Raw genomic sequence first — 14,416 nt, forward strand, 5'->3', positions numbered from 1 at the left:
CCTGACGTTGTTGAAAACCCCGGAGACAGAAAATGAAAACCCGCCTCTAGGGCGGGTTGGGTGCTGCAGTCGTGAGCTAGCCCGCCAAATGAGGAATGGCGGTAATAATGCTTGGCTGGCAGCGCAATACGGTGGAAGTCATGTGCTGCAAAGTAGCCTGCGCGCTGCGGGCGAGTCAATGGCCAAATTCAGCCGCAAGCGTTAGTGTAGCGACTCTCTCATCGCACCAAGGAAGGCACGCATGATCCCCATCGCCCTGCCCCTCACCGCTCTGCTCGCTTTTGGCGGTTACACCGTTTCGGTGATGCTCCAGGCCGAACAGTCGTTGATCGATTTCGGCATCAGCCTGATGTCGCGTCCGGACACTGCGCAGGTTGTTATCGATCTGTACTTGCTGGCAACGCTCGCGGGCGTCTGGATGGTCAAGGATGCCCGGTCGCGCGGGCAATCGTTTTGGTCGGTGGTGCCGTATTTGCTGCTCACAGCAGTTTTTGTTTCGGTTGGGCCGTTGTTGTATCTGGTGGTACGCGGAGTCCGCGATCGCAACCGTAAGGCTGCGGATCTGGCCCGGACAATCTGATCGGCGTGATGGGTCGCCGCGTAGATGGCCATCGCGAGCAGGCTCGCTCCCACATGGGAACGGCATGGACAGTCAGCCCTTTTTCAGCGCGACGAACGCGGCGGTTTCGTAAGGCACCGTTACCACATCTCTGCCACGCAATTCGGGTTCCGCGGCAATCAAAGCACGAAGCTGCTCATCCACCATCGCACGCTGCCCCTCGGGTAGAGCGGCGATGAAACTGGTCGAACGCACCCGATTGAACAGCACATCCTCGGGCGAGCCGCTGTGCTCATGGTGAAACCGTTCGGCCTAACGCCCCAAACGCCGGATGCGGAAACGCCTCGCGCCAGGCACCTGTGTAATAGCGCGGCGTGTCGCCCTCCATAGCGTTGCCGATCGCATCGAGTTTCGGCACCCAACTGACCTGCGTATCACGCAGGTTCCAGATCAACCCCAACTTGCCACCGGGTTTGAGCACTCGGGCGATTTCGCTCAACGCCTCGGCACTGGCGAACCAATGAAACGCTTGTGCGCAGACCACCGCATCGACTGAGGCGTCCGGCAAGGGCAGATCAGTCGCCGTACCGCTCACGGCCAACACGTCAGGCCATGCATCCGAAAGCTTGCCCAGCATTTGCGCGACCGATTCCACTGCGATGACTTGCGCACCAGTCGCCACCAGGCGGCCGGTGAACTTGCCGGTGCCGGCGCCCAGATCAATCACGGTCTTGTGCCCATCCAGGCCCAAGGTCGCAGACAACCATTTGCTGGTCTGCGGCGGATAGTCCGGCCGGCCTTTGACGTAGGTGTCGGCGGCGGTCCTGTAACCGGTCGCGGCTGAGTGATGGACCTGATCATTCATGGCAATGCTCCCTACGGCAATACATCGGATCGACGGCAGATCCTCCCGAGCATAGCGCTTGAATTTATCCGCACCCTGAACAGTCACTGACAATGTAATGAACGAAATTTCACCCGGTTTTGTCCCGACGCGGACTTAACCTTCTGTGGAGCCTTGCCCATGACTATCCGTTCCGTTATGTTCGCCGCCCCGTGGCTGTTGGTCGCGGTGATCTCCAGCCCGTTGGCGCTGGCCACCGAAGAAAAAGGCCAGCCGGTGCAAAAACCCGAATGCCCGAAAGGTCAGGTCTGGGACAGCAAATCGCAGAAATGCGCGTTGCAGACCAGCGCTGTCCACGATTCATCACAACCTGAACATTGATAAGGGAAGCCGCCATCAGCGAGCACGCCTTCAGAGCAGAACTCGGACAACATCTGGCGCGACTGTGGCGCTACGGTTTGCTGTTGTCGCGCAATCGGCATGTGGCCGAGGATCTGGTGCACGCGACTTGCGTGTGCGCGCTTGAACGTGCGAGTCAGTACGTGGCCGGTATGCGGATGGAGCGATGGTTGTTGGGCCTGTTGCATTCAATCTGGATCAACGAAGTGCGCACGCGCCGAGTGCGTCAGGAACCCGCCCGGAATGGCGCAGAGGCTGACAACGCATTTGCTGGGAAACCCCACGTGATGGCTGCGCAGGTCATTCGCCGTGTCGATGCCTTGCCGGAAACCCAGCGCGAGACGGTTTATCTTGCTTACGTCGAAGGTTTTTCCTACAGCGAAGTCGCCGAAATTCTGCATGTGCCTGTTGCGACAGTCATGACGCGTCTAGCCACCGCCCGGTTGAAACTGGCTGAATACCCACCGCTGTACCCGGTTGCGACCTCTACCGAGGCTGACCACTGATGAAGACACCTTCGGATGAGCAACTGGTCGCCTGGCTCGACAATGAACTCGGCGCTGAGCAACGCAACCTGCTGGAACAGGCCATTGCCGACGACGCATTGCTCAACCTGCGCGTGCAGTGGCTCAGTCGCAGTAATCTGCCCTACCAAAACGCCTATGACGAACTTGCGCAACAGGCACCTCTCGAACGGTTGCAGGCGCGACTGGACGCGATTCCTTCGCCTGAAAAACCGAGGCTGAGCCGTCGCTGGTTTATCGCTGTCGCCGCGGCAGCGTTGTTTGCCGCTGGCGTGTTGGCCGATCGCGCGTTCCTTGGCTGGCAGGCAACACGGTCAAACCAGTGTTCGTTACCCGCTCCGAACGCGGTAAGCAAGCGCTGGCCCACGAGCGGGCACGACGCTGCGCCAGAACTTGAAAGAAAGGCGAAATCGTTAAAAGCCGCCTCGGCGCATGAGCAGTCCTGAACTATGCTGAGCGACTGGTTTTCAAGGAGGACACGCAATGCCTGATTCATCCCGTACCGCGTTGTTGGTGATCGACGTGCAAAACGATTTCATCCCCGGCCGGCAATTGCCAGTGCCGGAAGGTGATCTTATTGTGCCGTTGATCAACCGGCTCGCCCGCCAGTTCATCCAGGTCATTATCGCTCAGGACTGGCACCCGCCGGGCCACGCTTCGTTTGCCTCCAGGCATCCCGGCAAGCAACCCTTCGATAGCGTTCAACTGCCCTATGGCGAACAAACGCTGTGGCCTGAGCACTGTGTGCAAGGCACAGCCGGCGCCGAGCTTCACCCTGAACTCGACTTGCCGCACGCCCAGTTGATCATTCGCAAGGGCTGCAATCCTGAGATCGACAGCTATTCGGCGTTTCTGGAGGCCGATCGCTGCACCACCACCGGCCTGTCGGGTTATCTCAAAGAACGCGGCATCGACACCGTTTACATGGTCGGACTGGCGCTGGATTTCTGTGTGATGTTCTCTGCGCTGGATGCGCGAGCGGCGGGTTTCAATGCTTACGTGGTGCTGGATGCGTGTCGGGCAATCGATATGAGTGGATCACTGGCAGCGGCGATTGAGCGGATGCAGAGCGCCGGCGTTGAGTTGATTCAATCGACAGAACTCGCGTGAACAACGCAAGCCCTCTGTGGAAGCGAGCCTGCTCGCGATGGCGTTGGATCAGTCGAATCATGCTTCGCTCATAGACCGCCTTCGCGAGCAGGCTCGCTCCCACAGTGTTTTTGTGTTGTGCCCGCAATAGAGCTGAAACGCAGTAACTGTAGGAGTGAGCCTGCTCGCGATAGCGGTTTACCAGTCAAAGTTGATTCGACTGACCCGCTGCCATCGCCAGCAGGCTGGCTCCCACAGTTTTTTGTGTTGTACCCGCAACAGAGCTGCAACCCAGAACCTGTGCGAGCAGGCTCGCTCCCACAAGGCACACTGATATCTGAGGCGTTGGAATCTCAGGCTTTCGTCGGCAGCCACAACCTGAACCGCGCACCGCCCAGCGGTGAAGGTTCGACGGTCAGTGTGCCGCCCTGGGCTTCGAGTGCCCGGCGGCTGATTGCCAGGCCCAGGCCAAACCCACCGGTAGCCCGGTCACGACTGCGATCGAGTCGATAGAACGGTTCGAAAATCCGCTCACGCTCATCGTCGGGAATGCCGATGCCGTCGTCGTCGACCCAGATCTCACAGCCCTCGGCATGGACCTGCACGCCAATCTGAATACGTTTCTCGCAATAGCGCATGGCGTTGCGCAACAGATTCTGGATAGCCCGAGCGGTCAGGCGAGGATCGAGCGAAAAGCGTTCGAGCTGACCGTGCAGCAACACGTCGATAATGATCTCCGGCGACTCCAGTTCTTCGTCGACGCTGCCAAGAATGCTGTCAATAAATTCGTCCAGCGCTACTTCGACCTGTTCGGGTAGCTGCGCCGGATTCTGCAAACGGCTGTAGGACAGCAACTCCAGCACCAATTCATCCAGCTCACGAATGTGCGCGACCAGTCCTTGCAAGCGCTCGCGGCTGGCGGCCGGCAAGTCATCGGACAGCGCCAGCGCCAGGCCGAAATCCAGACGCGTCAATGGCGTGCGCAGTTCATGGGACACGGCGTTGAGCAGATCACGCTGTTGATTGAGCAGTTTTTCGATGTCGCCGGCCATGGTGTCGAAGACATGCGCGAGGCTGCCGATGTTCGAGCTTGCGGCGATGTGTGTGCGCTCGCTCAGATGCCCTTTACCGAAACGTTCGGCGGTGCCTTTGAGGCGCTCCAGATCACGCCAGTGCGGGCGCAACCACATCAACAGGCACGCCAGCAATGTCGCGCCGATCAACACGTTGATGCTCCAGTACAGCAGATCGACGTCCATCGGATCCGGCGGCACCACCATCTTCACCGCTGTGGTGTCGTTCAGCGGCGCTACTGCCAGTGTGCGCCAGCCCCAATCGCCGATGCGCACGATGTTCTCGCCCCGACGCAGACGCTCACGCTCTGTATCAGTGAATTTGGCGTCGTCAATGCGCGCCAGAACAATGTGCAACGGCTGGAAATCCTTGTCCAGCGACGCCGCCAGAGCCGGCCACTGATCTTGCGGCACCGCATGAAACTGGCGGGTGATCAGCGATTGCAGGCCGCGCGAATAGTCGAGGTTGTACGTAACGAAGCGCTCTCTGAACGCCATCACTACCAGGTCCGGCACCAGATAGATCGCCGCACTGTAGGAGACGATCGTCACCAGATACAGGCGAAACAGGATGCGAAACATCAGCTCAGCATTCCCATTCGGAGCGGCTGAACAGGTAGCCCTTGCCCCACACGGTCTTGATCTTGCGCGCCTCGCCGGCATGGTCGTCGAATTTGCGCCGCAGCTTGGAAATCGCTACATCCACCGAACGGTCGGTGCCGTTGAATTCGATACCGCGCAGGCGCTGAAGAATCTGGTCGCGGCTGAGCACTTCACCGGCATGCCGGGCCAGCACCACCAGCAGGTTGTATTCGCCGCTGGACAGCTCCACCGCTTGCTCGCGCCAGGTCACGGTGCGCTCGGACAGGTCGATGCACAGATTGCCCATGACGATACGGTCATTGACCGTCTGCGGCTCGCCGAGGCTGCTGCGGCGCAACAGCGTGCGCACGCGTGCCAGCAGTACGCGCGGCTCGCACGGTTTGGTGACGTAATCGTCGGCGCCCATCTCCAGGCCCAGCACCTGATCATGGCTGTCATCGCGGGCGGTGAGCATCAGGATCGGCAGCGTCGCCGAATCGGCGCGCAGCAAGCGGCACACCTGCAAGCCGTCGAGGCCCGGCAGCATCAGGTCGAGGATCACCAGATCCGGCGGGTTGACCCGCGCCCGCTCGCGCACGTGGTCGCCACGGCCAATGACGCTGACGGAATAACCGTTGCGCTCCAGGTAGCTGGAAATCAATTCGGCCAGAGCGGTGTCGTCTTCGACCAGGAGGATGTTGGGCATGGGGTGTTCCAGAAAGTGCTGTGGCGACGGTCCGACCGCTATCGCCAGCAGGCTGGCTCCCACAGGTCTGGGAGTGAACACAGATCTTGTGAACACCCGGTAACACTGTGGAGCCAGCCTGCCGGCGATGTTTTATCTGTCGCAATAAATTTCAAGGCTTGCAGGATATACGCCCTCACCCCTGCCCGAGCAAAACCCTTACACAATTTCACACAGCGCCTACAAAGCTTCACCGCTAATCTCGGCGTCTGCCCGTAGGATGCGGACTTCAATAGTGGGGGTTGTACATGTCGAACAAACTGCTGGCCGGGCTCGGCCTGATCGCGCTGACGCTGACGCTGAGCGCCTGTGATTCGTCGTCGGAAGCCGAGGTGCAGGCACCGCCGGCCACGGTGCGCATCGAAACGATCGAGGCGCATCCCCTGACGCTCAGCAGCGAACTCAGCGGGCGCATTGCCGCGCCACGGATTGCCGAAGTCCGCGCACGAGTCGCCGGCGTGGTCCTGCAACGGACCTTTCGCGAAGGCAGCGACGTGAAAAAGGGCGATGTGCTGTTCCGCATCGACCCGGCCCCCTTCAAGGCCGACCTCGACAGCGCCGAAGCTGCGCTGCGCAAGGCTGAAGCCAATGCGTTCCAGGCGAAACTGCAAGAGCAGCGCTATGCGCAGCTGATCGACGACAAGGCCATCAGCGCTCAGGACTACGACAACGCCCGTGCCAACGCGCGGCAGACCGCTGCTGACGTAGCGGCGAACAAAGCAGCGGTGGAACGGGCGAAACTGAATCTCGGCTACGCCACCGTCACGGCGCCGATTTCCGGTCGTGTCGGTCGCGCACTGGTCACTGAAGGTGCGCTGGTCGGGCAGAACGAAACCACGCCGCTGGCGCTGATTCAGCAGCTCAATCCGATCCACGCCGATCTCACCCAGTCGACCCGCGAACTCAACGAGCTGCGCCGCGCGTTCCGCTCCGGTCAGTTGCAGGAAGTCGGTCAGGACCAGGTCAAAGCCACGCTGATCCAGGATGACGGCAGTCTTTATCCGCTGCCCGGCAAACTGCTGTTCAGTGACATTACTGTCGACCCGGGCACGGGGCAGATCATCCTGCGCAGCGAATTCCCCAACCCCGATCTCGACTTGCTGCCGGGCAGTTTCATTCGCGTACGTCTGGAACAGGCCACGATCGCCAATGGCATCACCGTGCCACAACGCGCCGTGCAGCGCGACAGCGCCGGCATTGCCCAGGTGCTGACGGTCGACGCACAGATGCGCATTGCCCAGCAACCGGTGCAACTGGGCGCGGTGCAGAATAATCGCTGGATCGTCACCGGCGGCCTCAAGCCCGGTGACCGCATCGTCGTCGAAGGTCTGCAACATGCCCGTCCCGGCGAAACCGTGCAGATCGACGACAGCCCTCTTCCCATTGCCCAGACCTCGGGTCAGTAAGCAGGACGCTTTTTCATGCCGCAGTTCTTTATCGATCGCCCGGTATTCGCCTGGGTCGTCGCGCTGTTCATCCTGCTGGCCGGTGCGCTGGCCATCCCGCAATTACCGGTGGCGCAGTACCCTGATGTCGCGCCGCCGCAGATCGAAATCTACGCCGTGTACCCCGGCGCCTCGGCGCAGACCGTCGATGAAAGCGTGGTCAGCCTGATCGAGGAAGAGCTCAACGGCGCCGATCATCTGCTGTACTTCGAATCGCAGAGCAGCCTCGGCAGCGCGACGATCAAAGCTACTTTCCAGCCCGGCACCAACCCGGAGCTGGCCCAGGTCGACGTGCAGAACCGTCTCAAAGTGGTCGAGTCGCGCCTGCCGCAAGCGGTCAACCAGCAAGGTCTGCAGGTGGAGAAAGTCTCTTCCGGCTTTCTGTTGCTGATCACCCTGACCTCCAGCGATGGCAAGCTCGATGACGTCGCGCTCAGCGATTATCTGGCGCGCAACGTGATGAACGAGATCAAGCGTCTGGAGGGCGTCGGCAAGGCGCAGCTGTATGGCGCCGAGCGGGCCATGCGCATCTGGATCGATCCGCAGAAGCTGATCGCTTTCGACCTGACGCCTGCCGACGTCAACGCCGCCATCGTCGCGCAGAACGCGCAGGTCTCAGCCGGCAGCATCGGAGATCTGCCGTCACCGGCGTCGCAGGAAATCACCGCAACAATACTGGTGAAAGGTCAGTTATCGACGCCGCAAGAATTCGCCGACATCGTGCTCAAGGCCAATCGCGACGGTTCCACCGTGCGCGTCGGTGATGTGGCGCGGGTCGAGATCGGCAGCCAGGAATACCAGTTCGGCACACGCCTGAACGGCAAGCCATCGACAGCGGTTGGCGTACAACTGTCGCCGGGGGCCAATGCCCTCAACACCGCAACACTGGTGCGGGCGAAGATGGATGAGCTCTCGCGCTATTTCCCGGCGGGCGTTGAATACAAGATCCCTTACGACACCTCGCCTTTCGTCAAGGTCTCGATCACCAAAGTGGTCTACACCCTCGGCGAAGCGATGCTGCTGGTGTTCGCGGTGATGTTCCTGTTCCTGCAGAACGTGCGCTATACGCTGATCCCGACGCTGGTGGTGCCGGTGGCACTGATGGGCACCTTCGCGACTATGCTCGCGCTGGGTTTCTCGATCAATGTGCTGACCATGTTCGGCATGGTGCTGGCGATTGGCATTCTGGTCGACGACGCCATTGTCGTGGTGGAGAACGTCGAGCGGATCATGGCCAGCGAAGGCTTGTCGCCGAAGGAAGCCACGCGCAAGGCAATGACCCAGATTACCGGCGCAATCATCGGCATCACGCTGGTTCTGGTAGCGGTGTTTATTCCGATGGCGTTCATGCAAGGCTCGGTCGGCGTGATTTACCAGCAGTTCTCGTTGTCGATGGCGACCTCAATCCTGTTCTCGGCTTTCCTGGCGCTGACGCTGACCCCGGCGTTGTGCGCCACATTGCTCAAGCCAATTGCCAAAGGTGAACATCATGAAAAGACCGGGTTCTTCGGCTGGTTCAACCGGCGCTTCGAGCAACTGACTGACCGCTATCAGGGCTGGGTCGGCCTTGCATTGAAACGCAGCGGCCGTTATCTGCTGATCTACGTCGTACTGCTGCTCGGACTGGGCTTTTGTTTTGCGCGCCTGCCCTCCTCGTTTTTGCCGGTAGAAGATCAGGGTTACACCATCACCGACATTCAACTGCCGCCCGGTGCGACCAAGAATCGTACGGTGGCCGTGGCTGAGCAGCTGGAAGCACATAACGCTGGCGAGTCGGGTATCAGCGACACTGTGGTGATCCTCGGTTTCAGTTTCTCCGGTAGCGGGCAGAACGCGGCACTGGCGTTTTCGACATTGAAGGACTGGTCACAGCGCGGCAGCGAAGACTCCGCCAGTTCAATTGCCGATCGCGCCAACATCGCCCTGAGTGAAATCAAAGACGCCATGGCGTTTTCGGTCCTTCCTCCGCCGGTAGATGGCCTGGGTACATCGAGCGGTTTCGAGTTCCGTTTGCAGGACCGTGGCGGGCTCGGTCATGCGACCTTGATGCAGGCGCGCAGTGAATTGCTCGCCGCCGCTGAGAAGAGTCCGATATTGATGAACGTGCGTGAGAGCGCGTTGGCCGAGGCGCCGCAAGTACAGCTAGTCGTTGATCGCAAACAGGCGAACGCGCTGGGCGTTTCCTTCGCGGACATAGGTAACGCCCTGTCGACTGCGGTGGGCTCGAGCTACATCAATGACTTCCCCAATCAGGGACGGATGCAGCGCGTTGTCGTGCAAGCAGAAGGCGATCAACGCAGCCAGGTCGCCGATCTGCTGAAAATGCATGTGCGCAACAACACCGGGCACATGGTGCCGCTGTCGGCATTCGTGCAGGCCAACTGGATTCAGGGCCCGGCGCAGTTGACGCGCTACAACGGCTATCCGGCGATTGCGATTTCCGGCGAACCATCACCGGGGCACAGCACCGGTGAGGCCATGGAGGAAATCGAGCGTCTGGTTGCGCAGGGGCCGAAAGGCCTGGGCCAGGAATGGACCGGCCTGTCGTTGCAGGAACGCTTGTCCGGTAACCAAGCGCCGATCCTGCTGGGTTTGTCGTTGCTGGTGGTGTTTCTGTGTCTGGCGGCGCTGTACGAGAGCTGGTCGATTCCGACTTCGGTGTTGCTGGTCGTGCCGCTAGGCGTGCTCGGCGCGGTGTTGGCCGTGACGCTGCGCGGCATGCCCAACGATGTGTTCTTCAAGGTCGGCCTGATCACCATCATCGGCCTGTCGGCGAAGAATGCGATCCTGATCATCGAGTTCGCCAAGAGCCTGTATGACGAAGGTCACGACCTGATCGATGCAACGTTGCAGGCAGCACGTTTGCGCCTGCGACCGATCGTGATGACCTCGCTGGCGTTCGTTCTAGGCGTGGTGCCATTGGCCATCGCCACGGGCGCAAGCTCGGCGAGTCAGCAAGCGATCGGTACCGGGGTAATCGGTGGGATGATTACCGCGACACTGGCGGTGATCTTCGTGCCGGTGTTCTTTGTCGTTGTCATCAAGCTCGTACGACGATTCACCAAACACCACTAACACCTGAGGAAGCTGGTCTATCAGTGATTAGGCCAGCAAACCCGGCACAATCTTTATGCCGAAGCTCAATTCACTGTGGGAGCCAGCCTGCTGGCGATAGCTGACTTTCAGTCAATGAATCCTGAATGCTGTATCGCTATCTGGCAGTCCGGTTCTTACACGGATCTTCTTGAAACCTGAGCCTGTAGTCATGTCCGCCATCGCTGGGCTAAGGTGTCGGAACCTCACCCGCCCGCCGAGCCTCCATGCACTTCCTCGCCCGCACTCACCCGCGTCTCTCCGCCGCCTCCCTCTTCGGCCTCGCCACCGGTTTGTTGGTGCCCGCCGACTCCATCATCAGCAAAATCCTCATCGGCTGGAATGCCGGTGTATGGACTTACTTGGCGCTGATGTTCTGGCTGACCGTGCGCGCCAAGGCACCGGACGTCAAACGCATCGCTGAAGTCGAAGACGAAAATGCTGGTCTGGTGCTGTTTGTGGTGTGCATTGCCGCACTGGCCAGCCTTGCAACCATCACCTTTGAGTTGGCCGGGGCCAGAGATCTGGAAACCACGCGCAAGCTTATGCATTACGGTTTCACAGCGCTGACAGTGATCGGTTCATGGCTGCTGATTGGGGTGATCTTCTGCGTGCATTACGCGAGGTTGTATTACACCTGGGAGGGGAAGCAACCGGCGCTGCGCTTCGCCGAAGGGCTGACAACCCCCAATTATTGGGATTTTTTGTACTTCTCCTTCACGATCGGCGTGGCTGTTCAAACAGCCGATGTGGGAGTTGCGACACGGCAAATTCGCAAAATCGTGCTGGCGCAGTCTTTGATAGGATTTTTGTTCAACACGGCAATTCTCGGGTTCTCCATCAATATTGCGGCAGGATTATTTGGCTGAGTCCACTCTAAAAACATGAGCACAAAAAGAGCGGCTTGCATAGCTGTAATATCTGACAGTTTACAAGTTAATAATACTCGTCTTATATGAGTCATCCATGCGCTCTTACTTCAAGACGCCGCTTGGATCTTCCCGACTCGATAATATGGAGCTTTAATTCATGAGCAGTGCAGCGAAGAGAGTTGACTACACCGTCGATGACGAATTCACCGCCGATCTGGAAGGCGGATCGAAATTCAAGGCCTTGTATACGGAATTGACATCCGGAACAACTGCAGGCAGAGGAGAAGTTTATAACGTTATTGCATATGACCGACAATATAAATATGTTCGAACTTTCACTATCGTCTTCGAGAAAAGCAAGCTTGACGGTTCACTCCCTATAAAAGATGCAGATGTAGATGCAAACGTCATCTATAACGACTATGAAGATGCCGAGAACCCTACTCTACAGAAAGCGACCTCGGGTACGCTGACTTATACATTGGATCTCGAAAACATGCAGTTCACCGGCTCATTTACGGCAGAAATCACCAACGCCGACGCGAATGGAACATTTCCCTGCAGCGCAACGTTCAACACTTCGCTCAGTTGAGCGCGCCATAAAAGCCCCGTGATGAAAAAAGGGGCTTTTTTTCTTTCCGGAAACTTATTCAATTACCATTTAAGTTGAATGCCCACCGTCGCACCCATCGGCATTTCAATATTCTCACCTTTCATGTATTCGAGTTCCGCATGCGCTTGCCACCGTTCGGACAAGTTCAGCGCGACACCACCTCCCACTTTGGCACGAGAACCGGATAGGTCGTTATTGAACACATTATTATTAACCTGCACCTCATTATTTTTTGAAAATTCGTGAGCTATAGCAGCTCGAAGATAAGGCTGCAAAACAATACCGTTACTTAGTTGCAAATTACGTCCGAATGTGGTGCCAGCCTCCCCGCGCATGGAACGAGTACGGTCGCCCTCTACACTCAAACCATTTGCCAATTTATAGTCCTTGCCCTGGATGACTGCGGCGGTACCCTGGATATATGGTTCGATGAAATATCCCCGATCGAATTTAACCTGGCGACCAAACTCGACTGATCCGCTGATCCCGCTATTGTCATAATCGCCTTTTGTCCGATTACCATCACTCAGTCCGACTTTGGCTTCATTCTGGAAACGATTGAACTTGATAACGCTGTCAACGTAGTACCCGTTGGCGTTATCAATCCAGGTGAGATATGAGCCCATATAATAACTTTTGATCGTGCCGCTGGTTCCACGATGCAAGTTCAAATCAGACTCACTTTGCCCGGCCATGACTCCAAGCAACCACTGACCATCACCAATCCGCAGAGGGGCATCGGCGCCCAGCGTGAAGCCTCGCTGGTTCTGCCGATATCCATCACCAAACGCATCCGAAACATTGTACTTGCTGCCATAGGTTCTGACCCATGCGCCGGATTTGGAATGGTTGAAGCGAACTTCGCCCATACGGCTGCGCAACGACATCGCCTCCCCATCGAGCACAGTGATTGCCGTATTGAACAGCGCAGTGACAGCTCGAGTAGACGGGCTGACCGTTCGGGCTGTGGGATCAAGAAACCAGTCGTTGCCGCTTTCACTTTGTTTCAAGCCATATGAATAAGCGCCCAGATCTACTTCACCATTGACGTTGGCCAAGGTGAACCTGGCGTCGCCGCCTGCGCTGTGTACCAATTGCACCGGTTGTCCGCTAGGCAACTCTGTACCGGTAGAGGCGACCAATACCCGATGATCACCCGTAGCTGTTCCGGTGATATTCAGTACGTCTGACTGGTTGGTTGCGAAATTGACATTCATTTCAAACAGGCCACTGCCCGAGAGGTTGTGCAAGTCCAATTGGTAGAAGGCGTTTTCGTTGCCTATTTTGACCGTACCGCCATTCAGAAGCAGTTCGCCTACCTGGCTATTACCTGTCATGTTCCAGCGTGACGTCGAGTCGATACTGGCGGTGGCGACATTGGTCATAACGCCGGTCAATCGCGAGTTCTGCTGCAATGCTACAGTCAGGGATGCTCCCGTATCGGCCGTCAGGTTGCCATTCAACGAAGCCTGCTTGAAACTCAGCGAGCCCACACTGTTATCGGATACCTGTACGTTGCCCTCCAGATCGCTGCGTTCAACGTTGACTTCTGCGCTGCCGAGCCCCTTGACTTCGATAATCGTCCCGTTGCCGCCTTTCAGCGTCGAGCCGTCAAGCACGTCGATGCGGGAAGCGGCTGCGCTAGTGCCGGCATAATCAATAACAACTGCCGAACCACTCACACCGGCAACGCTTGAACCTTGCAATGCCAACTGGCTGGCTGGCAAGCCTGCACCTTCTAGTCCAAGCACGACGCCGTTCTGATCACCGCGGATCTGGCTGCCATTGATGGCAGAAGCGGTTCCGCTCAGCAGCGTCATGCCATAACTTCCTGCCCCCGTCCCTTCAATCAAAGAGCCCGAAAATTCGAGACTGCTGAAGGCCGTTGCCCGCGCGCCGCCTGTTACTCCGCGGATCGTGCTGTCGCTTACAGTCACCTGCGAGCCGGAACCGGAGTTGATATTACGGCCGGCTTGCAAACCAAGTCGATTACCGGAAATAGCGCTGTTGCCAGAAATAGTCGCCGCGCTGTTGATGATTTCAACCCCGGCACGCGCGTTACCCCCTGTAACGGTGGTTCCGCTCAGGTTGACTTGTGACCCGTTGGATACGGAAATCTGCTGAGTAACGGCGCCCGTTGCGTTCACCTGAGATTCCCGAGCAGTGATGCTCAGAGTTTCAGCTTGATTGATATTCAATGTTGCAACTTGTGACAATTGCCACGATTCTACGTTGTCCCCAGCGTTGACTGTATGAGCAGTGCCAACCAGGCCGGCGGCAAAAGCCGACTCGCAAGCCAGCAGCGAAATACAGAATGATGGAGTTCCAAGCCAGAGAATAGTCCTGGCACGTGAATAAATATGTGTGGTTTTCCACAGAGCTGAAGTACCCAAATCCAATTCTCCAAATGTACGACGATGGTGATAGATCAGGTAGGATCCTTCACCCCAAGGCGGCGCTAAACTACCGCTCCATTTCGCATTGGTATGTAGGAATAGTCTGATATTGCAAAGCGATATCTTTCTAATTATTGCCAGCTGCCGGGACGACGACTAACTGTCCCGACACAATGTCCGAC

General features: G+C 58.0%; 11 protein-coding genes and 2 pseudogenes. 9 read left to right on the forward strand and 4 right to left on the reverse strand.

Translation table 11 applies throughout. The annotated features are described in order from the left end of the window. Positions 1-241 precede the first annotated feature (241 nt). Complete coding sequence (locus J3P93_RS14625) at positions 242-580, forward strand: DUF2834 domain-containing protein (RefSeq protein ID WP_434589013.1); 339 nt, start codon at positions 242-244, stop codon at positions 578-580. 72 nt (positions 581-652) lie between these two features. Here J3P93_RS14625 and J3P93_RS14630 read toward each other — a convergent pair. Continuing rightward, a pseudogene (locus J3P93_RS14630) lies at positions 653-1,424 on the reverse strand (class I SAM-dependent methyltransferase). Positions 1,425-1,583: 159 nt separating this feature from the next. Here J3P93_RS14630 and J3P93_RS14635 point away from each other — a divergent pair. From J3P93_RS14635 to pncA, 4 genes and pseudogenes are all read left to right on the forward strand, one after another. Further along, positions 1,584-1,784: a hypothetical protein gene (locus J3P93_RS14635; RefSeq protein WP_157720854.1), complete on the forward strand. Its 201-nt coding sequence runs from the start codon at positions 1,584-1,586 to the stop codon at positions 1,782-1,784. A gap of 53 nt (positions 1,785-1,837) precedes the next feature. After that, positions 1,838-2,308 carry an RNA polymerase sigma factor gene (locus J3P93_RS14640; RefSeq protein ID WP_434598387.1) on the forward strand — a complete coding sequence of 157 codons (471 nt, stop codon included), beginning with the start codon at positions 1,838-1,840 and terminating at the stop codon, positions 2,306-2,308. Further along, positions 2,308-2,643, forward strand: a pseudogene (locus tag J3P93_RS14645) (transcriptional regulator); the annotation flags it as partial. The gene J3P93_RS14640 and the pseudogene J3P93_RS14645, both read left to right, overlap by 1 nt. 166 nt (positions 2,644-2,809) lie before the next feature. After that, the gene (gene pncA, locus J3P93_RS14650; RefSeq protein ID WP_434589016.1) at positions 2,810-3,436 is read left to right on the forward strand and encodes a bifunctional nicotinamidase/pyrazinamidase; all 627 of its coding nucleotides are present in this window, start codon (positions 2,810-2,812) and stop codon (positions 3,434-3,436) included. A gap of 332 nt (positions 3,437-3,768) precedes the next feature. Here the strand turns inward: pncA and J3P93_RS14655 are convergent, their stop codons facing one another. Continuing rightward, positions 3,769-5,070, reverse strand: coding sequence for an ATP-binding protein (locus J3P93_RS14655; protein WP_434589018.1), 1,302 nt, complete (start codon positions 5,068-5,070; stop codon positions 3,769-3,771). Between the two features lie 4 nt (positions 5,071-5,074). Continuing rightward, a complete protein-coding gene (locus J3P93_RS14660) occupies positions 5,075-5,776 on the reverse strand; it encodes a response regulator (RefSeq protein ID WP_434589020.1) in 702 nt (233 codons plus the stop codon). Between the two features lie 287 nt (positions 5,777-6,063). On the opposite strand from J3P93_RS14660, the gene J3P93_RS14665 reads away from it, so the two are divergent. From J3P93_RS14665 to J3P93_RS14680, 4 genes are all read left to right on the forward strand, one after another. Continuing rightward, complete coding sequence (locus J3P93_RS14665; protein WP_434589022.1) at positions 6,064-7,221, forward strand: efflux RND transporter periplasmic adaptor subunit; 1,158 nt, start codon at positions 6,064-6,066, stop codon at positions 7,219-7,221. Positions 7,222-7,236: 15 nt separating this feature from the next. After that, a complete protein-coding gene (locus J3P93_RS14670) occupies positions 7,237-10,335 on the forward strand; it encodes a multidrug efflux RND transporter permease subunit (RefSeq protein ID WP_434589024.1) in 3,099 nt (1,032 codons plus the stop codon). Positions 10,336-10,580: 245 nt separating this feature from the next. Then, positions 10,581-11,222, forward strand: coding sequence for a DUF1345 domain-containing protein (locus tag J3P93_RS14675; RefSeq protein ID WP_434589026.1), 642 nt, complete (start codon positions 10,581-10,583; stop codon positions 11,220-11,222). A 160-nt stretch (positions 11,223-11,382) separates the two neighbouring features. Next, positions 11,383-11,817, forward strand: coding sequence for a hypothetical protein (locus J3P93_RS14680; RefSeq protein ID WP_434589028.1), 435 nt, complete (start codon positions 11,383-11,385; stop codon positions 11,815-11,817). 62 nt (positions 11,818-11,879) lie between these two features. On the opposite strand, the gene J3P93_RS14685 is transcribed toward J3P93_RS14680, so the two are convergent. Beyond that, positions 11,880-14,231 (reverse strand): autotransporter outer membrane beta-barrel domain-containing protein, encoded by a 2,352-nt coding sequence (locus tag J3P93_RS14685; RefSeq protein ID WP_434589030.1) that lies wholly within the window; start codon positions 14,229-14,231, stop codon positions 11,880-11,882. Positions 14,232-14,416: the final 185 nt, after the last annotated feature.

Source organism: Pseudomonas sp. R3-57 (assembly GCF_051132065.1).
GTDB lineage: Bacteria > Pseudomonadota > Gammaproteobacteria > Pseudomonadales > Pseudomonadaceae > Aquipseudomonas.